Source organism: Laspinema palackyanum D2c (assembly GCF_025370875.1).
GTDB lineage: Bacteria > Cyanobacteriota > Cyanobacteriia > Cyanobacteriales > Laspinemataceae > Laspinema > Laspinema palackyanum.
In genome coordinates, this window is record NZ_JAMXFD010000004.1 from 324,166 (window position 1) to 346,619 (window position 22,454).

Consider the following 22,454-nt stretch of genomic DNA (forward strand, 5'->3'; position numbering starts at 1 on the left):
ATCAAGGATGAGTGTTTCACCTTCATCCTTCCGATGACTGCAACTGAAGCTGCAAGGGTTTATCCGCTTGAATTTCTATACCTAGAAAATTGGGATTCACTGGGGCTTTTTGACCCTCCGACGGCCAGAAGACCCAGCGACTGCCTCGGGGTAACTGATTCACACTGGCGCTATTTTGAGTCAGCCAGATTAAGGGTAAAAAGGGAGGTTCTCCTACGGTTGGCTCTTTTTCTGAAGATTGAGTGGCAGCTAAGGCTTCTAAGACGCGGTTATTGCCATGCACCAACCCGGTTCCTGCCGTCCAGAGTCGGACATTGAGTTGGCAGCGTTCGGCATAGCAGTATAAAGAAGCTGCCGCAATTACCGCTGCTTCAAAATCTTCAAAATTCCAAAAACTGCCGCTATCGAGGGCAATAATCACTTCTTGTCCCCCGGTAGAAACTTCTAATTCGCGGACCCGCAGTTCCCCGAAGCGCGCACTGCTGCGCCAATGGATTAAGCGAGTGGGGTCTCCATATCGGTAGGGTCGGACTGTGCGGGTGATGCCTTCGCTTGCCATTTCAGCGCGCCGATCGCTATGAACCAGGAGGCTATCTTCTTGACCCATGCGATCGACCAGAGGACAGTGACTCAGGGGTAAAACTTGAGGATAGACCACTGCCATAGCCGGGACCTGGCGCGATCGCCTGCACCAAAATAACCCCAGGGGAGTGGCTGATCTTAACTGGACCTCATGCCAGCGATAAATCCCGCGCCGTTGGGTGGGGTAGTAGTAGACCCAATGATGAATGCTATTAGGGGGGATTTCTTCGATCGCAGCTTTCATGGGTTTTCCCAAGACAAAAGGAATTAGGTCCTCGACTTGGACCAAGGTTTTTGGCTTGGCTGTCTGATTGGCGATCGCCAGGTCCAGGGTGAGGTCTTCCCCGGCGCTGACGGGTTCAATGGTAGCGCGCTGGACTTGTAAATCCCGCAGCGATCGCACCGGCAAAATTGCAGCCGTTCCCAACAAGGCAAAACTCACGCCACTGATCACATATAGCCATCCGGCCATTGTATTCGTGGCCGCGCCAAAGAAAAATATCGCTAGGATTAAGAGTAACCAACCGGCATAAGCAGGGGTGACCCAGTGAGTTTCCAGCCAGTTGGCGATGCGATGGGGGATGCGCGTTTTTTTGGAGCGAGCTGCAATGGGTTTTGCTACAGTCATAATCGATGCCTGGGGCCGTACAGTACCCGGTGGGTTGATTTTTTTATGGTAATCGGAATTTTAGGCGATCGCTACTGCCCTTGAGGATTCCAGAATAATTTCCAAAAAAAAGCTGGGCTAGAGTATCTCTAACCCAGACCGAGGGTGAACAATGAACACTGTGAATGCTTCCAGGGGTGTCCCCGATTGAGGCGCTGGGGGTTTGTCATGCCCTTGGAACTTCTAATTCTGGTAGTAGCGACGGCCTAGGGGATGTCGCTTGTGCTTTCGAGTTCTATCTTAACTCAGTGATTGCACGGATGTCAATCCTTAAATTTTTCATTGCTTTTGGAGACTCTTCCGGACATTTGCGGCAAAACATCCCCAAAAAAACCCTGGATTAAAACAGGTATCAACATTTTATCCCCGGGAAGGGCGATCGCCCTATTCTCCGTATTTGTCCCGATACTGGGGCCGATGCTACAAAACTTAACCTGGGCGGTTTCAGTCATTACATCTGGTAGATGTAATTTTCCCAAGTCATTACATCTACCAGATGTAATGACTTGATAGCTTTCGTTCGCCACGGCAGTACAATGAACATAGTGGCACGAGTGAGTCTAACGACTCAGGGAGGCAATCCGAGGCACGCCTCGGGTCCTCAGTTGGTAAAAACCTGCCTGGGTCTGACCTAGCGATACCGGCTTAATTTATTAGGCTAGAGGAATCGCGATCGCACTCCAGGCCGGAATCCAACAGTCCCGCTTTAAGCGGGTCAAGACTTACTTAAAAGTCTTGGTCAGTATATTGGTTGACCGAACGTTCTTGTGGCGTCCGAGATAGTAACAACGTGGACTTAAAACAGCTCTTCAAAACCCCGAATCCGATTATTGGTGTTGTCCATTTACTGCCCCTGCCGACCTCTCCGAGGTGGGGGGGCAGCCTCAAAACTGTCATTGAGCGAGCCGAGCGAGAGGCCACAGCGTTGGCATCAGGCGGGGTTGATGGCATTATTGTCGAAAATTTCTTTGATGCTCCCTTTACGAACGGCCAGGTCGATCCAGCCGTCGTGAGTGCCATGACCCTGATCGTGGATCGGCTGATGAACTTGGTAACGGTGCCGATCGGAATCAACGTTTTGCGAAATGACGCCTTGAGTGGATTGGCGATCGCCTCCTGTGTCGGTGCGAGCTTTATCCGAGTCAATGTCCTCACTGGGGTCATGGCGACGGATCAAGGCTTAATCGAAGGACAAGCGCACCAACTGCTACGCTATCGGCGAGAACTCGGCAGCGAGGTGAAAATTCTGGCGGATGTTTTGGTGAAACACGCGCGGCCCTTGGGTTCCCCCAACCTCACCACTGCTGTGCAAGAAACCATTGAGCGCGGTTTAGCCGATGGGGTGATTCTCTCCGGTTGGGCCACCGGGAACCCGCCTTCTTTTGAAGATTTAGAACTGGCGATCGCTGCGGCTAAAGGCACTCCGGTCTTTATTGGCAGCGGTGCCAACTGGGAGAATATTTCTACCTTAATGCAGGCAGCCAATGGGGTCATTGTCTGTAGTTCCCTCAAACGACATGGACAACTGGAACAACCCGTTGATCCGATCCGAGTCAGTCAGTTTGTAGAAGCCACTCGCCGGAGTCTCTCCCTAGAAACTCCACCCTCGTCACTGGCGGCTATCAAGCTTCATTCGGGGTGAGGGCCTTTTGAAAACAACTTGAGGAAGACATCAGGATGCAGGGGAAAAATTCATCCCTCATCCTGATCCAGCATTTTGAGCCCGATTTCTGCTCTAGTCATCCGATTTCCTGACATCCTTTTTCATCCCCCATCCCCTATCCCTCCCCCTTCATCCCCCTATCCCTCCCCTTCATCCTGCCGGGTTCCTCCTTCCATCTGGATCATTCCCCCTTCCCCCTAAGTGAATATGCCACAATCAAATTGTCCTGGCTTTGCGGCTTGAGCAATCAAGAGGGCTCCTTCGTCGAGAGTAGCGATTCTGAACCAGTCGCTCTCCGGAAAAGGGGCATCATCCCTAACATCTTTAGGCCCAAATTAAAGACAACAGAGCAAGATGCTCCCGACTGCTCATGGGAAGATGCTTCCCCGGACAAAAACTTGTCCCCTTCTGACCCGAAGCCGGATCTCAAAGAATGATTCGCGAGTTCCTGGCGCTAAAACTGGAGAGTGAAGCAGTTTTAGCTCAGTTCAGACCGTCTGTTCAACCCTAGTACCGACCGATAACATGAGTTAAGGGGGTATCACTCCCGCCAGGGAAGGGGTACCTAACCCAAAAATACTATGGGTACAGGGTAAAACCTTTGAGGCGGTAATTGTCCCGTGGAAAGTGCATCTCAAAAGCACCCCAGGCAATGTCACCCCCGTGATAGTCATCATGAATGCTCACTGGGTTTAAACCCTGGTGATGCTCGTTTCCTCCGAGGTTTAAAAACTCTCGGTTTGCACATTACCAAATTTTTCTTATGAGACGCCGACGTTCTACTCCGTGGATTTACCGCTGGTCGCGTTATATCATCGGCGCGATCGCAGTTTTGGGGGCTTTAGAAACCGCTTTTTTGACCGTGGTTGAGTTTACCGGCTCCGCTGCGGCAGTTTGTCCCACCACCGGCTGCCAAATTGTCTTAGAAAGCGAATATGCCAAAATCTTTGGGTTGCCCTTAACCCTCTTTGGGTTTTTAGGTTATACCACAATGGCGATTTTGGCCTTTGCTCCCCTCTTGGTCAAAGAAGAGACCCAAAAAGATTTGAAGTCGCAGGTAGACAACACAACCTGGTTGCTGATGTTTGCGATCGCCTCCTCTATGGTTGTGTTTAGTCTATACCTGACTTATGTCATGTTTTTTACCCTGCAAGCGGTCTGTCCTTATTGTCTGGTTTCGGCAGTATTTTCAGTCTTGCTGTTTGTCTTAACCATTATTGGGCGAGATTGGCCCGATCGCGGTCAACTGTTCTTTATCGGCATTATTGTCGGCATGATTACCCTGATTGGAGCCTTGGGGGTCTATGCCAGTGTCAATAACCCAGGGACCACAGTTTCCGCAGACAACTCGATCGTTCAGCGTCCGGCTGGACGCCCTCCCTCCAATGCAGGCTGGCCGATTTCCACCTCATCCGGTGAATCTGAAATCGCCTTAGCTCAACATCTCACTGCCGTAGGGGCGAAAGATTATAGTGCCTATTGGTGTCCTTTCTGTCATGAACAAAAGGAACTGTTTGGAAAACAAGCGATGAGTGAGATTGACTACGTTGAATGCGATCCCGCAGGCCAAAATCCCCGGCCTCAACTCTGCCGAGAGGCTCAAATTCAGGGATATCCCACATGGATCATTAACGGGGAACAGTATTCCGGGGTGCGATCGCTCTCGGAATTAGCGGAATTATCGGGCTATCAAGGGCCAACTAACTTTAAAAATGTCTCACCGGGTTCCTAACCCACCCTGAACCCCTGGATCCGAGAAATTCCCAATGCGGTTTGAGGCTGGACTCGCACTGGGAAAGTCCGGATCCCAGTCCTCCTTCTGAGCAGATTAAATTCCATCAAAAGCCGGTATTTCATGAAAATTCAGCCCCTTAAAGGTCCAAAACTACTCTGGAGTTCCCTGCGGCAACGGTGGCAACATAGACTTCCCGACTGGAGTGGGAGCATCTGGCTTCCCTTTAAGGCTGTTGTCGGTGTAGCTGGCTTCCTGTTGGTTCTGCGCTCTACGGGACTGTTGCAGTCTCTGGAATGGGCCGCTTATGACCAGATGTTTCGGTGGCGTCCCCCGGAACCCCCGGATGAGCGCATCCTGATTGTGGGAATTGATGAAACGGATATCCGGGAATTCCAAACCTGGCCGATTTCCGATCGCCTCTTAGCCGAACTGTTGCAAAAACTGGATAGCTACTCTCCCCGGGCGATCGGTCTGGATCTCTATCGAGATATTCCCGTGGAACCGGGTCATGCTGAGTTACAACAGGTGTTTGCTACCACCCCGAATCTAATTGGCATTGAAGAGGTCCCCATCGCCACCAACCTAGTTGGGGTCCGTCCTCCCAAAGTCTTGGCCGAATTGGATGCGGTGGGATTTAACAATGTGGCGATCGATTCCGATGGCAAACTCCGTCGTAATCTGCTTTATCTATGGAGTGACGAGAAATCCTACCAAAGTTTTGCCTTAAAGCTCGCCTTGCTCTATCTGGAAGCCGAAGGGATTAAACTTCAACCCTCACCTGAGCATCCCAAGCATTTCCAACTGGGTCCCCGAACCTTTCCCTGGTTTGAACCCAATAATGGACCCTATATCCGCCAAGATAATGGCGGATATCAAGTGCTGGCTAATTTTCATGTGGGGTCCCCGGGTCAGTCTCAACTGGTTCCTTATCGTGAGGTGTCCATGAGGCAGGTTTTACAGGGGGAGGTCCCGGCAGATTGGGTACGCGATCGCGTGGTCTTGATCGGTTCGACGGCGACGAGTCTCAATGATTTTTTCTACACCCCCAATAGTGCCGTATTGTTCCAGGCCCCTAAAAAAGTTTTTGGGGTCCAGCTTCATGCCAATTTTGTCAGCCAAATCCTCAGTGCAGCCTTAGATGACCGTCCTCCCTCAATTTTGTTCTGGTCTGAACCCATTGAATGGCTGTGGATTGTGCTGTGGGCGATCGCCGGTGCCCTCATTAGTTCCACCTGGCGATCGCCGGTTCGCCTTACTGGCACCATCCTCCTGGCTTCCGTCACCCTGTTCGGGACCGCAACGGTTCTCTTTTTCATGGGCTGGTGGGTCCCCTTAATTCCTCCCCTCTTAACCCTCTTATGTTCGGCGGGGTTGCTCACCTCTTATATTGCTTATCATGAAGAAAAATTAAAACGCTCTTTTGCTGAATCCAAAGACTTTTTAGACCAAATTATCAATACTATCCCCGACCCCATCTTTGTGAAGGATCAAAACCATCGCTGGATTGTCTTAAATCAAGCCTATTGTCAACTCATTGGCTATCCTTTACAAGGGGTTCTCGAAAAATCCGATTATGAAATTTTTTCCACCGATGAAGCCAATCTTTTTTGGCAAGAAGATGAATGGGTCTTGACCACAGGTTTACCTCATGAAAATGAAGCCAAGTTAACCGATGCCACAGGAAGCATACATTATATTGCAACAAAACGGTCTTTGCATAAAGATTCAGCGGGTAATGTCTTCTTGGTTGGGGTGATTCGAGATATCACTGAACGCAAAAAAATGGAAGAAGAACTCAAACGAACCGCCTCAGAGTTAGCTCAGTCTTATCAAGAATTAAAAGTTTCAGAAGACCGATTACGCCACCAAGCCTATCATGATACCCTGACCAATCTTCCCAACCGAAAGTTATTTTCAGACCGGCTGAATCAAGCCTTAGAATGGGCGGCGATTAATAACCAAATGCTTGCGGTTTTGTTTATTGATTTAGATGGATTTAAACAAATCAATGATACCCTCGGACATGACAGCGGCGACCTATTATTAAAAGAAGTGGCCAGACGACTGAGCGCCTGTCTGCGGGGGAGTGACACGGTGGCACGTCTGGGGGGAGATGAGTTTACCGTGATTTTACCGGCCATTCCTCGCCCGCAAGATGTGGCAAGTGTGGCACAGAAAATTATGACGACCTTAGGGGAGCCTGTGGCGATCGCCCAAAACTCGATTCAGGTCACCGCTAGTATCGGAATTAGCTTGTACCCCTTGAATGGGGAAGATGCAGATACCTTAATTAAGCTTGCAGATGCGGCAATGTACCGTTCTAAAGAACTCGGTAAAAATCAATATGAATTTTATGAAGTTTCCTAAACTTCAGGACCGGGGAAGATGAAGGAGCCGGGAGCCAGGAGATCGAGGAGTTCTCTGTAAATCCACATCGGCTTAATTTCGCCACCCCAGACCCGCAATTAAACGGGGGGGATATTCGGATTGTTTATGGAAAATATTAATCTATGTTAAGAATTAAATCAATCAATACATAAACAGAATTGTCAAGGTTACTAGACATTTTAGAAAACAGCGATCCATTCACCACAGCCGAGTAAGAGTAAATACGGATAACCCTGAACCTGTGCCGAGTTCAACTTTGGTGAATTTCATTGAAATTCGAGGTTTTCCGCGACACAGCAGGATATCACCCCTCAAAAACTTCCTCGGTAAATCCACGATACGGACCCCAACAAAAATTTTCAGGTACTGGACAAATCCGTGAATCTACTGATAAACTAAATCAACAGGGGACATCTACTAGGAAGGTTATTATATGGGGTCAAGGGTGTTATGTTTACGTTCCTTCGGTCTACTACAATCACTCTATTTTCAATCAGCAGCTTACTAGGGACCGCCCTAGTCGTGACGAGCTTGCAAAGAAGTTTGAGTCCCGAATCGCTCCGGAATACAACCGGCTCGAATCCGGAGATTTCCATTGCCGAATATGAACCGCCAAGACCGGGTAACGGCAAGCCCCAGGGTGAAACACCTGGAGCCGGAACCCGCTACATTTAGTTCTAAGACTTGCCCTCAAGATTTTAGGGATAAACCCTCCCGTTGCTTTACAATCTGGGCTACTCCTGACGCTTCATCTTATATTTATAGGAGAGCCAAACCTACGACTCTTTGAAAGAAATAGCTATCGCGAGAAAGGGCAGAATAATCACAAGGGAACCCTGCGCCAGGATTGGTTCTGAACCACCGTATGAGCTTGCCAATTAGGATCCGTATGGGGATAATCTAACCGATAGTGACCGCCACGACTTTCGGTCCGAAACATGGCACTGGTAAGAATCAAGTACGCAGCATCCAGTAAATTGCGGGTTTCCGACCATTGCACGAGTAGTTCATTGGCATTGGGGATAGAAAAAGAGACTCTATGAACCCCCACCGGATTTAATAAATATTGAGAAATAGGAAGGGCGGCAAATTCAGCTTGCCAAATGTTAATTTGCCGGATCGCCAATTCTAAAGCCGCTTGTCCGCGCACAATTCCCGCACTTTGCCAAACCAGCAACGGTAGCGATCGCCGCAGTTCTTGAATATAAGCCTGCTGTGCCGCTAAATCGGCTCCCAAGCGACTACTCTCTACAGTGACTGTCTCGGGGGGTCCCGAGGCTTCCGGATGTGGCTCAATTTCAATCGCCCCTAACTGAGCACCAAATACGAGACATTCCAGCAGAGAATTACTCGCTAACCGATTGGCACCATGCACTCCGGTATTACTCGTTTCCCCCACCGCATACAAACCGGGAATCGAGGTCCGTCCGTACAAATCCGTCTGAATCCCGCCCATCCAATAATGGGCCGCCGGTGCCACGGGAATGGGTTCCTTAAACAAATCCACTCCCCAAGTTTGACAAACCTGGATAATATTGGGAAAGCGATGGCGAATCGTTTCATCGGGAATCGATCGCAAATCCAGCCAAACGCATCCCGGGCTCGGATCAGTTCCCCAATTCTGGAGATGCATAAAAATTGAACGGCTGACCACATCTCGCGGTGCCAGTTCTCCGGCGGGATGGTAATCAAACATGAAGCGATATCCGCGATCGTCCAGCAAATGAGCGCCCTCACCCCGGACCGCCTCACTGATTAAAAATCTGGGGGCCTCTGCTTTGGTGAGAGCGGTGGGATGAAACTGAAAAAATTCTAAATCTCTTAACAGGGCTCCGGCACGCCATGCCATTGCTACCCCATCCCCGGTACTCACGGAGGGATTAGTCGTTTGAGCGAAGACTTGACCGCCGCCGCCCGTGGCGAGAACTACAGCACCGGCACGGACCCAATAGATCTGACCTTGATAGACCAAGCGCACCCCTTGACAGCGTTCGGTCTCTGGGTCCATCCACAGATTCAACACCACGGCATTTTCGATCGCCTGAATATGGGGACAGCTCAAGACGCGACTGCTCAAGACGCTGACAATGGCTCGACCCGTGGTATCTGCCGCATGAAGCACTCGGCGATGGGAGTGAGCTGCTTCTAGGGTTAAGGCTAGGGTGCCTTGATTGTCTCGGTCAAAGGCCACTCCCAGTTTTAGCAAGTTTTGCACACAGTCCGGTGCTTGTTCGGCGAGAAACTTCACCGCCTCCAGATCACATAACCCAGCACCGGCTTCGAGGGTATCTTGAATATGGAACTTGGGGGAATCATCGGAGGCGATCGCAGCGGCTATACCCCCTTGCGCCCAATCGCTTGCAGACACCGGCAAGCTATCTTTGGCAATCAAACCCACGCGGTAAGTATTGGGGATGCACAAGGCTGAATACAAACCCGCAGCACCTGCACCGACGACCAATACATCAAAAGCGGTGGGTATGCTCTGATTGAGACCGGGATCAAACTGTGACGGATTGCTCAATGAAAAATCGCCCCTTGTCAAGTAGTTGAGCCGATTATATAGGCCAGGGTAAATCATTATGGAGCATTCGGGTCGCTGTCGCGCCCATCTCTCCCTAACCCTCTGGGGTCTTGCAGCGGGGGAAAAGGGCCTACAGCCGATCGCTCATCATGATTTAGCAGCCTTATAGAAGCTCTTTATATTACCTTAATTGACAAAGGACGAAATTAACGAGCTCTGTTCTACCGGAACAGGACCCGGTTTAGTAATAGCCGTTATTGATGCGATCGTCGCCTTCAATTAACGAGACTTCAGGGTCGGTGACGGTAAAATTATCCAGATTGGCTTGTAGCAATTCTTTTTGGCGATCGCTCAGGCCGGAAATGCTTAAAACATCCTCAATTTTCTCGTAGGGAGCATTTTGGACAATTAACCCGGCTAAGGTCGGATACAGCCCCCGATACTGCCGGAAAGCCCGAACGTTGGTGTTATTTAAGTCAATTTTTTCGCCAAACTCCGTCGCCAGCTTCTCATCGACGGGATTGCGATACAGGGGTTGGGAGACTAAGAGGGTGGATTGCCAGGAGATCCCGCTCCAGCCCGCAGCGGCTGCATTTTGAGGAAATCCTAACCATCCCAGACAACCCACGACTAAGCCGAAGACTGCCACTAGGCGAACCAATCTTTGCATAACTTTTTTCCTTTGTTTCTCATAAACAGCCTTTTAATAGAGACTACCATTTTACCTACAGATTTTTTTTGGATTTCTGCTAAATCAGCAGATTTTTTCCCGAGAGGGTCTGTATCCCAAGGGTCGTGATCCCCTGAGAGTCAGGGCAGTGGCTCAACTGCCCCTAAACAGCCGAGCCTATGCCCCAATGGGCTTGAGTTCGGCTTCGGTTTAACGGGGGAATTTTAGGGTTTGGCCGCTTGGGAACGCAAAAAGGCATCCAGGTTGGCAAAGGAGCAAGCATAGGTGATAGTTGGCTTCTCGTACCCCTTGAGATGGACGCTGTGCTGCTTGAACAAGTCCTCATGTCCAGGGACGGTCCGACAGTATTTATAGGTGGTTTCACCCAGAGCAATATCTAGGCCAATTTCTTTAGTGGCGGACTCCAAGCGAAAGGCGGCGTTGACGGTATCTCCTAAGGCGGTGTAGTCTGGGCGATCGCCCGATCCGGTATTGCCGACCATGCCATATCCGGTATTGACTCCGGCCCCTATTCGCAGCGGAAAGGGCAGGGGATAGCGTTTATTCAGGTCTTCGGTAATTTCATACAAGGAATTGAGGGCCTGAAAGATTCGCAGCATCTCTTCGTCACTGACTTCTTGGGTGCTGTGAAACCAGACTGCCATCACGGCATCGCCGATATATTTATCCACCCAACTGCCGCGATCGCGAATAATATTCCCTGCACAGCGGAACCAGGTGCCAATCACTTCTGAGAGGATTTTCTCATCCAGTTGTTGGGTCAAAACTGTAAAGTTGCGGATATCAACCACCATCACGGAGATTAACCTGCGCACGTGCAAGGCGGCAGTGACGGTAAAATCCTTGGCGGTTATGAACTCTTCTGAGTCGTCCCTGATATCAGTTACCGGGCAAAAAAATTCGAGATCGGTTTGTCCGAAAGTCAGGCGATCGCCATTGTGCAAGATCACGGGGATACTCACGCGGCGGCCATTGACAAAGGAGCCATTACGACTCCCGAGGTCGATCAAATAAAATTCTCCCGTGTCCATGCACTGCAGCATGGCATGGGCTCGGGACATCCAGCGGTCCCCGATCGCGAAATTATTATCTTCACTTCGTCCAATAGTCCAGCAGTTACCTCCCACTAAGGGGAGATAGCGGTTCCCTGCGTCAGTTCGCAGTACAAGATGAGGAGTAGGTGGGAGATTTGCCACAGGTTAAGCACCAACGTTATGGATTTGTAACGCTCTTAATTTTAAAAGGAGTAACCCTAGACTGAAGGTCCAACACCTTTCTCATGGAAAGGTCTGTTGAAAGTAGTGGGTTGTGGGGTGGTCTTGTTGATTTTGAACACATCCCCCTTCAACGATGCTTACCCCTTTTTAAGTTAGATGCTTAACCCTGTAAGAGGGAAGATTCAAGCTCTAATCCGACTCTTCAGGCGGCTAGGGCGGCCAGCCAAAAGAAGCTGTCTACAACAATTGTACTCAATACGGCTCCCCCGAATGCCCACCATTTTAGCCTAGGAGAGCGTAAGGGTAAACTGCCAACTGCTAGTAACAGAATTCCGAGTACCGCAGCCCAACCACAGCCCCAGGGGGTGTTGACGAGGGCGATCGCACTCTGAAAAATCGGAATCGCCAGTTCCGGTTCGACTTGCATCAACTGTCGCCAGTGCGGAATTAAGTTTACTACATAAAAATAAACGTCAGTGACGGTGGTGCCAAATAAGGACCCCAAATAGAACCAGCTACCGATCGCCAGTTGGCCGCGCCACAGACACCACAGGGCCACGGGTAGCCCGATCGCCTCTAGGGGTAAGTGCAGCACAGGTTCCCATCGAAACCATCCCCAGTAGATGGCTCCCGCCAACCAACTGCCGGTAAATCCGATTAATAAATCCCCCCAAATTTGGCTACCCTCGCGCGATCGCAACACTTGTGCCAGCCCTAACCAACCCACAGTCATCGCCACCGCCAGTATCGGCAGATGCCGCACTAAGGGGGCTTCAAAGAAGACGGGGACGGATACCAGAAAGGCGGCAGCGGCAAACATCCGCCACCGTTGAGCGATCCCGATGGGGCTAAACGAAGGATTCAGACTGAGGCTTACAGATTTCACGGCTACTCCAGGGTCGGTGTAAGAAGACCACGATTTATTTAACAACTCTTTAATATTCTTTACTTAACTTCATCTTATTTAAGATATCACAAGAAATATCCCCCCCTAGGGGATTTCCCTGCCTAAATTTTAACCGATTCCTGAAATTCCGGGGAAAAGAACAGGAAAAACCGGGGCCATCGGTGATGGATGACCCGGGATTTTATAGAATCAATGCAAAATTTGGCGTTCCAGCTTGTGGCTACATCTTAAATTCTCAATTGAGAATATAATGCGTTTGTTCTGCTCGCTCGGCATTGTCAACAGGGGACAAAACCCTGGGGTAGAGTGGCTTGAGTGTGATCTCCTCTCCAGGAATCTAGGAAAAAAGAAGATTAAGAACTTCTCCTGGAATAAATCCATCCCCTTTGAAGGTCAAATTTAGATTTACAGACAGATAACATCGGAAAAATTCATGGGACTATCACGCAATCAGTTTTTCACCCTCGGGAGTTTTGGTGCCATCGGGATGGCGATCGCCACCACAGGCAAAGCACTCAGCAGCGAATTACTCGGGTCCAGTCACGTTACCGACATCACCACTTCCCTAGCTGGGTTGACATCGAGTCCGCAAATCTTGGCCGCGACGGAAACTGCATCAGACATCCTGGAGATGACTGAACCGGAAACCTCGATCAATTTATTTCAGGCGATCGTCCTCGGGTTCGTCCAGGGAATGACCGAATTTATCCCGATTAGCAGTACCGCCCATTTACAAGTCGTCCCCGTGGCCCTGGGTTGGGGAGATCCCGGGGTTGCCTTCACTGCTGTTCTGCAACTGGGGAGCATCGGGTCCGTACTCTGGTATTTTTGGCCCGATTTGAGTAGCCTAGGCAATGGAGCAGTGCGGGCCCTGGTGCGGCGTGAATATGAGGACCAGGACTTTCGGATTGTTCTGGGCATTCTCGTCGGTTCCTTGCCCATTATTGTATGTGGGTTAATTATCAAATATGTGATTCCGGAGTTTTACGAGGAAAATCTTCGGACTATCACCGCGATCGCCATTGTCTCGATCTTCATGGCAATCTTACTCGGGATTGCTGAACGGTTTGGGGTGCGAAAACGCAACTTCGGACAACTGACTCTTAAAGATGGTCTATTGATGGGACTCGCCCAGGTACTCGCCGTAGTTCCCGGGTTCTCTCGGTCCGGTTCTACCATTACTGCTGGATTATTCATGGGGTTAGATCGCACCACTGCCGCCCGGTTCTCCTTTTTGCTTGGCATTCCAGCCATTACCTTAGCGGGATTAGTCGAACTCAAGGATCTGCTGACCTCTAATTTGGACAGCATCGGCATGGTCCCCCTGGTGGGAGGATTGATTTCATCCGCCCTCTTTTCTTACCTCTCCATCGCATGGCTGATTAATTTCTTAAAAACCCAGAGCACCTGGGTTTTTATCTGGTATCGGATAGCCTTTGGCTGTGTCATTTTAATTGCTCTGGCCTTGGGTTGGATACAGGGTTAGTTAAGGATACAGACTATCAGACTGTTCATTTCCCACCCGCTAAGGGAGGGGCTCAAAACAATAGGTTGATTGGGTTATTCCATGCCATCAGCGTTAGGGTGCCTCAGGCAGATAACCGAGGGATGAAAGCAATAACCGATCAATCTGACTTAATTTACAACCTTGTCTTGCAGCGAACCCTACTGCGATGGCAAACTCTGATAGTTTGGCATGGACTCAGCGTATAATAGGGAAGCAGAACCTTAATCAGGAGAACTGAATGATGCTATCGGTTCCAGGCTATCAAATTCTGGCAAAAATTTATGAAAGTGCCAATACCCTTGTCTATCGAGGACGCCGCGAGTTCGATGGACAACCCGTTATCCTGAAAGTTCTCCATAAAGACTATCCCACGGACCAGGAACTAGCGAGTTATCAACAAGAATATGAATTAATTCGGTCTCTTAATTTAACTGGGGTTATTAAAGCCTATAGCCTGGAAAAGTATCAAAATACCTTAATGATGAGCTTAGAGGATTTTGGGGGAGAATCCTTAAGGCAGTTAATCACCTCCCAAAAATTTACCCTCCTCGGATTTCTCAACCTGGCAGTGAAAATCTCGGAGAGTTTGGCGGAACTGCACTCGGCTAATATTATCCACAAAGATATTAATCCGGCTAATATCGCCTTTAACCCGGTGACGGGACAACTTAAAGTCATTGACTTTAGTATCTCGACGGTTTTGACCCGGGAACATCCCACGGTGGAAAAGTCCGATGCCTTAGAGGGGACTCTCGCTTATATGTCCCCGGAACAAACGGGCAGAATGAACCGATCGCTTGATCGCCGCAGTGATTTTTACTCCTTGGGGGTGACCCTCTATGAACTGCTGAGCGATCGCCTACCCTTTGAAACTACCGATGCGATCGAACTCGTCCATTGTCACATTGCGATCGAACCCGTTCCCCCCCATCACCATAACCCAGAAGTTCCCAAAGCCCTCTCCAACATTATCCTCAAATTATTAGCAAAAAGTCCTGAAGACCGCTATCAAAGTGCCTGGGGTTTAAAAGCTGATTTAGAGGAATGTCTCAGCCAACTGAGAACCACCGGGGCCATTTCCGAGTTCCCCCTGGGACGTATGGATATTTCTGATAAATTTCAAATTCCCAAAAAATTGTATGGGAGACAATCAGAAATCGAACGGTTTATGAACGCCTTTGATCGCGTCATGGGCGGGCAGACGGAAATGATTTTAGTCGGCGGATATTCCGGGATTGGAAAATCTGCCCTAGTCGATGAAATCAAATATAAAATCAACCAAAAAAAAGGGTATTTTATTTCGGGAAAATTTGACCAATTTCAACGGTATGTTCCCTATTCAGCCATTGTCAGTGCTTTTTCAGATTTAGTGGAACAACTTTTAACCGAAAGTGAAAAACAACTGGAAATTTGGAAAGAAAAACTATTAAATGCTTTGGGTTCAAACGGTCAAATTATTATTGATGTTATCCCGGAAGTTGAGCTAATTATTGGTCTTCAGCATCCGGTCAATCAACTCGGACCCAGTGAATCTCAAAACCGATTTAATTTAGTTTTTCAAAACTTTATTCGCGTCTTTTGCACTCGACAAAATCCCTTAGTCATTTTCCTGGATGACTTGCAGTGGGCAGATTCGGCCACCCTCAAGTTGCTTGAGTTAATGATGACCGATGAACAGACCCGATATCTATTTCCTATTGGAGCTTATCGGGATAACGAAGTCAACCCCACTCATCCGTTGACCCTCACCTTGGATGGATTGCGGAAGCAAGGGGCGACGATTAATCAAATGACCTTAACACCGTTGGGGATTGACCAAATCACCCAACTGATTAGTGAGACGTTGCATCAGGACCGAACCACGGTACAACCCTTGGCAGAATTAGTGGTGCAGAAAACCCAAGGGAATCCCTTTTTTGTCAACCAATTTTTGAAGACGCTGTATCAAGAGAACCTGCTCACCTTTAACCCCAATGCCGGGACAAACCAAATTGGCGGATGGCAATGGGATATTGACCAAATTAAGGCGGTGGGGATTACAGATAATGTGGTCGAATTGATGGTCAGCAAATTGCGGAAGTTGCCGGAAGCGACCCAAGAAGTGCTCCGTCTAGGGTCTTGCTTAGGGAACCAATTTGACTTAAATACCCTGTCCTTAATTTATGCTAAGGAATCCTTTGGCACGTTTTCCGATATGTCCCCGGCGATCGCTGAGGGATTAATCCTCCCCATCACCCCGGAAGAAGTCACAGACCCCAGTTCAATTAATCCCCTATTAATTCTCAGTTACAAGTTTTTACATGACCGCGTACAGCAGGCCGCTTATGCTTTAATTGAAGATTCCCAAAAAAAGGCAGTTCACCTCCAAATTGGCCGAATGTTAGTCGCCAGTACCCCGGAAGAATATTGGGCGGATAAAATCTTTGAACTGGTGGATCATTTGAATGTAGGCCGATCGCTAATTCACGAAGAGGCGGAAATCATAGAATTGGCAACTTTAAATTTAGAAGCGGCCAAAAAAGCTAAAAATGCCACGGCCTATGTTGCCGCCCAGCAATATCTAAAAGCAGGGATGGACCGTCTCAACGATACCATTTGGGACCGCGATTATGAGTTGGCATTGGAACTCTACAAACAGCGCTCACAGGTGGAGTATCTCAATGGCAACTTTGAAGAATCAGAAACCTTTATCAAGGAAATTCTCAACCGCACCCCCTCAGATTTAGAAAAGGCCGAAGTCAAGAATCTGCTGTTACTGCAATATGTCTTGCGTGGGGAATACAGTCAAGGGTTAAAAACCGGACGAGAAGCCCTCGCACTTCTGGGAATCGAGTTACCGGAAACCGATTTAGAAGGGGCGATCGGGGCCGAATTTGCTGCCGCTAAAGCCCAATGGGAAGGGAAAGAGATTGCCCGGTTAATTGATGAACCTCAGACTACTCGACCTGAGACCAAAATCGCCTTAAAACTCCTCACCACCGTTGCAGCGCCAGCCTACTTGATTGATCCGCAACTCTGGATCGCGATCGTCCTCAAAGGGGTAAATTTATCTTTGGAATATGGCAGTATCCCTGAATCTTGTATTTCCTTTACCAATTATGGAATCCTGCTCAATTCAGTCTTAGGAGACTATAAATCTGGCTATGAATTTGGATTGTTAGCCCTAAATTTAATTGAAAAATGGGGAAGTATTGAACTAAAAAGTAAAGCCTGTGCTGGATTTGCCAATAGTTTAAGTTTTTGGTTTAAACATATCAAAGAATCCAACCTGATCAACAAAGAAGGCTATCAAGCGTCCTTGGAGTCGGGGGATTTAGAATATGCAGGCTATATTCTCCATAATACAGTTCTCAATGCTTATTTTGAGGGGCAAAACCTGGGGCAAATTAGTAAGGAAACCACTCCCTGTTTTCATTTCGCCCAAAAAACCAAAAATCAAATCTCAAGCGACCTCGCCCTGGGGTTGCAACTGACTCTCTTTAATTTAATGAAAATCACACCAGACCCCCTAGATTTTTCATATGAAGAAACCAGCGAAGCCGAGTATTTGGCAAGTTGTTACCAGGAGAACAAATTTTATGCCCTCTGTAATTACTTAATCCGGAAATTACAGGTTCTCTATCTCTATAATCGCCTAGAGGAAGCCAAAAATTGTGCCTTAGAAGTGGAAAAATATCTGCTTTATATTACCGGCACTTTGCCAACGACCGACTATAATTTTTACCACTCGCTGCTGTTATGTGCACTTTGTACGGAGGCATCACCGGAAGAACAAACCGAGCATTTGCAAAAAATTACGGTTAATCAAGAACAGATGAAAGTTTGGGCGGGCAATTGTCCGGACAACTTTGAACATAAATATCTGTTAGTAGCCGCAGAACTTGCCCGGATTGCGGGAGACGAAGAGGAAACTCTCGACTTATATGATCGCGCCATAGAATCCGCCCGCAAATATGAGTTTATTCAAAATGAAGCCTTAGCTAACGAACTGGCGGCCCAATATTGGTTCCAACGGAATAAACAAAAATATGGCCGAGTTCATCTACAGGAAGCCTATTATGGGTATCAACGCTGGGGTGCATTGAGAAAAGTTACCGAACTAGAGGCAATTTATCCGCAATTACTGACCAAATCGCCACGAAGTTCGGGGGCGATCGACACTCGCACCACCGCGATTCATACCACCACGGATAATCATGCGGGTATCCTGGATTTAGCCTCAGTAATGAAAGCATCCCAAGCGATTTCGGGAGAAATTGTTCTGGATAAATTACTGGCAAAACTGATGAAAATCTCCATCGAAAATGCCGGTGCACAAAAAGGCTGTTTAATCTTACCCACAGAAGGTAAACTCACCATTGCGGCTGAATCGTCTGTTGATCGCGAAGAAGTGATCGTCGCTCAATCTGCACGGGGAACCCTGGGAGGGCGATCGCTCGAACCGGATCAAGTCCCCGTTACCATTATTAACTATGTCGAACGGACCAAATCCGATGTCGTCCTCACCGATGCCGCCAGCGATGGCAAATTCACCGCAGACCCTTATATTATTTCCCATAACTTAAAATCGGTTCTGTGCCTCCCCATCCTCGATCGCGGTCAATTAATTGGCATCCTATACTTAGAAAATAATCTCACTACAGGAGCTTTTACCAGCAACCGCTTAGAAGTCTTAAGACTCCTCTCAGCACAAGCAGCAATTTCCTTAGAAAATGCGCTATTATATGCCTCCGTCGAGCAGAAAGTCCAACAACGCACCCAGGAGTTAAACGAAAAAAATACCCGCCTTGAACAAACTTTGCATGAACTGCAACGCACCCAAGCGCAACTGATTCAAAGCGAAAAAATGTCTGGACTCGGACAAATGGTAGCCGGGGTTGCTCATGAAATTAACAATCCCGTTGGATTCATTTATGGCAACCTCACCCCTGCTTCCCAATATGTCCAAGATTTGCTAAATTTAATTGAAACCTATCAGCAGGAATATCCCCATCCCACCCCAATTATCACCGAAACCCTAGAAGAACTCGACCTAGAGTTTATTGTGGAAGACTTGCAGAAACTGCTCGATTCCATGAAAGGAGGTGCAGAACGGATTCGGAATATTGTCCTGTCCCTGCGAAACTTTGCGCGTCATGATGAAGCGGATATGAAACCCGTGGATATTCATGAAGGCATCCAAAGCACCTTGATGATTTTGCAACCCCGACTGCGATGCGAAGGCGAACAACGGGGAATTGAGGTGATAGAAGACTATGCTACCTTACCCCGAGTCACTTGTTATGCCTCGGAACTGAATCAGGTGTTCATGAATATTTTGAGTAATGCGATTTATGCCTTAGAAAAGGATGAAAACACGGCTAAACCGACAATTCAGATTCGCACCGAACTGAGCGATCGCCACTCGGCGATCGTCCGTATTGCTGATAATGGTCCGGGAATGAGCAATGAAGTATTAAGGCGAATTTTCGACCCCTTTTTCACTACCAAACCCGTGGGTTCCGGGACGGGTTTAGGGTTATCCATCAGCTATCAAATCGTTGTAGAAGCACATGGCGGAGAACTCACCTGCACCAGTGCACCGGGAAGCGGAACCGAATTTGTCATTGAGATTCCCCTGCAACCGCGAACAAGGTTTAGTTAGGGACCTCAAAAAAATAAAACCTCCAAAATGTTCGTAGTAACCCCTTCAGGGGTTCCTTTAAAGATGACTCGGTGAAGGAGTCACTACGAACATTTGGATGAGTTATATTTTGCCATCCCCTTAACCGACAAACTTATAAACCCGGTTGCTTTGAGATACCGGGTTTTTAACTCCACCCAATATCTACCTGAACCGCTAAAATTCCATGAGTGAATCCTCCATCCGTCCCGCCATCATTACCAAAGTAATTCCCGACTCCATCGCTGCCGAAATGGGATTTGAACCGGGCGATGCGATCGTTTCCATCAACCAACAAAAACCCCGAGACTTAATTGATTATCAATTTCTTTGTTCCGATGAACTCCTCGAACTCGAAGTCATAGACCGCCGAGGCAAAACCCATCAATTAGAAATCGAAAAAGACTACGATGAGGACCTCGGATTAGAATTTGAGTCTGCCTTATTTGATGGACTGATTCAATGCAACAATCGCTGTCCCTTCTGCTTCATCGACCAAAAACCCCCGGGAATGCGAGATACCCTCTATCTCAAAGACGATGACTATCGCCTCAGTTTTCTCTATGGTTCCTACCTCACCCTCACTAACCTCAGTCAAAAAGAGTGGAACCGCATTGAACAAATGCGCCTCTCTCCCCTCTACGTTTCCGTCCATGCTACGGAACCAGAAATTCGCACTCAACTGTTAAAAAATCCTCGCGCCAGCCAGATTCTCGACCAATTAAAGTGGTTTCAACAAAAACGACTACAAATTCATGCTCAAGTCGTCGTTTGTCCCGGAATTAATGATGAAAAACATCTCGAAACTACCCTCTTAGACTTAGCCAAATTTGGCAGAGGAGACATTCCTGCCGTCGCATCCGTAGCCGTCGTCCCCGTCGGCTTAACCCGCTTTCGTCCCGAGGAAGATGAACTCATCCCCGTCACCGCAGAAAAAGCCCGAGAAGTCATCCAACAAGTACAAGCTTTACAACCGAAATTCCGCAAAACATTAGGGTCAACCTTTGCCTGGTTAGCCGATGAATGGTTTTTGATTGCCGGAGAAGAAGTCCCCCTAGAATCTGACTATGAAGACTATCCCCAAATCGGCAATGGCGTCGGTTCAATCCGGCAATTCTTAGATGAATTTGAGGAAGTTGCTACTGAATTATTACCGCCCAACGTATCTCCCTCGCGACAATTCACCTGGGTAGTCGGAAATGCCGTAGAAAAAGCATTTCAACCCATTGTAGACCGCCTCAACTCCGTAGAAGGATTACAGATAGAAATGGTAGCCCTCTGTAGCGATTTCTGGGGACAAACCATGAGCGTTACTGGCGTTTTAACAGGTCAAGATTTGCTGAACGGGTTGCAAAATAGAAGGTTGGGCGATGCCATTTTGCTGCCGGATGTGATGTTAAAACATGGAGAAACGAGGTTTTTGGATAATATGACTGTGGAGGATTTGGCCGCTCAATTAAAAACATCGATATTGCCCGTGAGTGGGATTGATGGGTTAATTTTAGGTTGTATTAATCCCCCGTTATAACCCTTGGACAAGAGTTTGAAGTGTCCTCTGGGGGAAATGGTTTATAGAGCGCGGCTAAATCAGTTTGTGGAACTCCCGGATCTACCGACACCTTTCCCGTCGATACATCCGGGAGTCGCGGGGGATGCGATCGACATTGCGAAGAGTGGAAGGCGGCAAGATGCGATCGCACCTAAACGAACTAGCCACTACTCTATATCATGAGTTGAGTAAAGTGTTGAAAAATTCCTCTTAATGCCGTCGTTCGAGCATGACCAAACGCAAGACCAGAATAATGACTAAAACCCCAGCGACAAGCAAACCTGTGGGAAGAGTAATTAGAGCCAACCAGTGCATCAAAACCATATAGGTCAAAATCTCTCCCATCATCTGGTTTGGACAAGTAATTTCGGGTCCGGAGCCCCCGCACCCCAATAAGTTAACCAATCCCACACCAGCAAAGGCTAGAAAGAATGGAAAAATAGCGCAAAAAACAACAAGGCAAATCAGAATGCCAATAAATTTGGGCGAAAGTAAAAAGGAGAGAACTCTTTGCATTTTTATACCAGATTGAGGGGCTATAGAATGCCTGGGAATACCTGCTTTCACGGATAACCAACTACTTCTTGTAAGGTAGCACTATTTTGTAGTTTTAGGTGTAATGCGAACTGTAAATTCACCTGGCGCAGTTCCCCACCGGCAAACTGCCATCCCTCCGGTGTTGATGCCATCGTTTCACAGGCTTCTCTCCTTACCTCCCCTGGGCGCGATCGCTGGCGGCAGAAAATGCTCGAACACCCCCAGGATAGCTGGGTGAAAAATCGCGATCGTTTTACCATTAAATGTTCTTTTTCAGCGATTTAGGACTGGAGGCAAGGTTGGAATTAATGGAACATCGGTTAATGCTTTGTCGCGCCCGAGACAAAAGTTTCTCAGAAAAACCCTTGCCGGAGGATTTCTATCAAGTCGCCGTCTCGAATCGACATCTGGATGTTCTGAAATCAGAAATCAACTGGGTGCAACAACGCTTAGTTTTAGAGATCAACAATTAATCGGTTAACAAGTCTGGAGCAATGAGTTATTCTGGGATTGCTAAGCTAAGACTGTGCGCCAGAGGTGCGATCGCACCTCTGGCGCTTCTTCAATCTCGAATGAACAGCGATTCCCTAGGGCTGTAGCGGTAAGTACCTTGGACAATCTATTTCTTAAGTAGGAGCCAAATCTAGTTCTTCAGAAGTAGGGTTTTTTAGGAATAAATAGTTACCCTTGTGAATGTAGTAATACCCAAGGACATTATGACGGATAATAACCCGCATTTAAGAATCTATTTCTTAAGTAGCAGCTAAATCTAGTTCTTCAGCAGTAGATTTTCTTATAAATTAAGAGTTAGTCTAGGGAGTGTAG

At 48.1% G+C, this 22,454-nt stretch carries 16 protein-coding genes; 8 read left to right on the top strand and 8 right to left on the bottom strand.

Features of this window, described 5'->3' with window-relative positions:
• Positions 1-22 precede the first annotated feature (22 nt).
• Positions 23-1,210, bottom strand: a complete 1,188-nt coding sequence (locus NG795_RS08100) for a DUF58 domain-containing protein (RefSeq protein WP_367288141.1) — start codon at positions 1,208-1,210, stop codon at positions 23-25.
• Between the two features lie 302 nt (positions 1,211-1,512).
• Entirely contained in the window at positions 1,513-1,701 is a 189-nt protein-coding gene (locus tag NG795_RS08105; RefSeq protein WP_367288142.1) for a hypothetical protein, read from the bottom strand.
• A gap of 338 nt (positions 1,702-2,039) precedes the next feature.
• On the opposite strand from NG795_RS08105, the gene btpA reads away from it, so the two are divergent.
• The 4 genes from btpA (at position 2,040) to NG795_RS08125 (ending at position 7,710) form a co-directional block, all read left to right on the top strand.
• Positions 2,040-2,891 carry a photosystem I biogenesis protein BtpA gene (gene btpA, locus NG795_RS08110; protein WP_367288176.1) on the top strand — a complete coding sequence of 284 codons (852 nt, stop codon included), beginning with the start codon at positions 2,040-2,042 and terminating at the stop codon, positions 2,889-2,891.
• 784 nt (positions 2,892-3,675) lie between these two features.
• A complete protein-coding gene (locus NG795_RS08115; protein ID WP_367288143.1) occupies positions 3,676-4,644 on the top strand; it encodes a vitamin K epoxide reductase family protein in 969 nt (322 codons plus the stop codon).
• Between the two features lie 123 nt (positions 4,645-4,767).
• Entirely contained in the window at positions 4,768-7,014 is a 2,247-nt protein-coding gene (locus tag NG795_RS08120) for a CHASE2 domain-containing protein (RefSeq protein ID WP_367288144.1), read from the top strand.
• 471 nt (positions 7,015-7,485) lie between these two features.
• A complete protein-coding gene (locus NG795_RS08125; protein WP_367288145.1) occupies positions 7,486-7,710 on the top strand; it encodes a hypothetical protein in 225 nt (74 codons plus the stop codon).
• A gap of 148 nt (positions 7,711-7,858) precedes the next feature.
• On the opposite strand, the gene nadB is transcribed toward NG795_RS08125, so the two are convergent.
• The 4 genes from nadB to NG795_RS08145 form a co-directional block, all read right to left on the bottom strand.
• Positions 7,859-9,616, bottom strand: a complete 1,758-nt coding sequence (gene nadB, locus NG795_RS08130) for an L-aspartate oxidase (RefSeq protein ID WP_367288146.1) — start codon at positions 9,614-9,616, stop codon at positions 7,859-7,861.
• A gap of 184 nt (positions 9,617-9,800) precedes the next feature.
• Complete coding sequence (psbU, locus tag NG795_RS08135) at positions 9,801-10,229, bottom strand: photosystem II complex extrinsic protein PsbU (RefSeq protein ID WP_367288147.1); 429 nt, start codon at positions 10,227-10,229, stop codon at positions 9,801-9,803.
• A 224-nt stretch (positions 10,230-10,453) separates the two neighbouring features.
• The gene (locus NG795_RS08140; protein ID WP_367288148.1) at positions 10,454-11,446 is read right to left on the bottom strand and encodes an adenylate/guanylate cyclase domain-containing protein; all 993 of its coding nucleotides are present in this window, start codon (positions 11,444-11,446) and stop codon (positions 10,454-10,456) included.
• Positions 11,447-11,669: 223 nt separating this feature from the next.
• Positions 11,670-12,353: a DUF3120 domain-containing protein gene (locus NG795_RS08145; protein ID WP_367288149.1), complete on the bottom strand. Its 684-nt coding sequence runs from the start codon at positions 12,351-12,353 to the stop codon at positions 11,670-11,672.
• A 454-nt stretch (positions 12,354-12,807) separates the two neighbouring features.
• Between NG795_RS08145 and NG795_RS08150 the strand changes: the two genes are divergently transcribed.
• From NG795_RS08150 to NG795_RS08160, 3 genes are all read left to right on the top strand, one after another.
• Positions 12,808-13,860, top strand: coding sequence for an undecaprenyl-diphosphate phosphatase (locus NG795_RS08150; RefSeq protein WP_367288150.1), 1,053 nt, complete (start codon positions 12,808-12,810; stop codon positions 13,858-13,860).
• 259 nt (positions 13,861-14,119) lie between these two features.
• Positions 14,120-19,525: a trifunctional serine/threonine-protein kinase/ATP-binding protein/sensor histidine kinase gene (locus NG795_RS08155; RefSeq protein ID WP_367288151.1), complete on the top strand. Its 5,406-nt coding sequence runs from the start codon at positions 14,120-14,122 to the stop codon at positions 19,523-19,525.
• A 205-nt stretch (positions 19,526-19,730) separates the two neighbouring features.
• Positions 19,731-21,071, top strand: a complete 1,341-nt coding sequence (locus NG795_RS08160; protein WP_367288152.1) for a TIGR03279 family radical SAM protein — start codon at positions 19,731-19,733, stop codon at positions 21,069-21,071.
• A gap of 231 nt (positions 21,072-21,302) precedes the next feature.
• On the opposite strand, the gene NG795_RS08165 is transcribed toward NG795_RS08160, so the two are convergent.
• Entirely contained in the window at positions 21,303-21,659 is a 357-nt protein-coding gene (locus tag NG795_RS08165; RefSeq protein WP_367288153.1) for a hypothetical protein, read from the bottom strand.
• Positions 21,656-21,889, bottom strand: coding sequence for a hypothetical protein (locus NG795_RS08170; RefSeq protein WP_367288154.1), 234 nt, complete (start codon positions 21,887-21,889; stop codon positions 21,656-21,658). Before NG795_RS08170 ends, NG795_RS08165 begins: the two co-directional genes overlap by 4 nt.
• Before the next feature lie 3 nt (positions 21,890-21,892).
• On the opposite strand from NG795_RS08170, the gene NG795_RS08175 reads away from it, so the two are divergent.
• Positions 21,893-22,102, top strand: coding sequence for a hypothetical protein (locus tag NG795_RS08175; RefSeq protein WP_367288155.1), 210 nt, complete (start codon positions 21,893-21,895; stop codon positions 22,100-22,102).
• Positions 22,103-22,454: the final 352 nt, after the last annotated feature.

Bases quoted from the DNA above. Each gene is read 5' to 3' on its own strand.
- NG795_RS08100 (WP_367288141.1), bottom strand. From the start codon at position 1,210: ATGACTGTAGCAAAACCCATTGCAGCTCGCTCCAAAAAAACGCGCATC.
- NG795_RS08105 (WP_367288142.1), bottom strand. From the start codon at position 1,701: ATGACTGAAACCGCCCAGGTTAAGTTTTGTAGCATCGGCCCCAGTATC.
- NG795_RS08115 (WP_367288143.1), top strand. From the start codon at position 3,676: ATGAGACGCCGACGTTCTACTCCGTGGATTTACCGCTGGTCGCGTTAT.
- NG795_RS08120 (WP_367288144.1), top strand. From the start codon at position 4,768: ATGAAAATTCAGCCCCTTAAAGGTCCAAAACTACTCTGGAGTTCCCTG.
- NG795_RS08125 (WP_367288145.1), top strand. From the start codon at position 7,486: ATGTTTACGTTCCTTCGGTCTACTACAATCACTCTATTTTCAATCAGC.
- nadB (WP_367288146.1), bottom strand. From the start codon at position 9,616: ATGATTTACCCTGGCCTATATAATCGGCTCAACTACTTGACAAGGGGC.
- psbU (WP_367288147.1), bottom strand. From the start codon at position 10,229: ATGCAAAGATTGGTTCGCCTAGTGGCAGTCTTCGGCTTAGTCGTGGGT.
- NG795_RS08150 (WP_367288150.1), top strand. From the start codon at position 12,808: ATGGGACTATCACGCAATCAGTTTTTCACCCTCGGGAGTTTTGGTGCC.
- NG795_RS08155 (WP_367288151.1), top strand. From the start codon at position 14,120: ATGATGCTATCGGTTCCAGGCTATCAAATTCTGGCAAAAATTTATGAA.
- NG795_RS08160 (WP_367288152.1), top strand. From the start codon at position 19,731: ATGAGTGAATCCTCCATCCGTCCCGCCATCATTACCAAAGTAATTCCC.
- NG795_RS08170 (WP_367288154.1), bottom strand. From the start codon at position 21,889: ATGGTAAAACGATCGCGATTTTTCACCCAGCTATCCTGGGGGTGTTCG.
- NG795_RS08175 (WP_367288155.1), top strand. From the start codon at position 21,893: ATGTTCTTTTTCAGCGATTTAGGACTGGAGGCAAGGTTGGAATTAATG.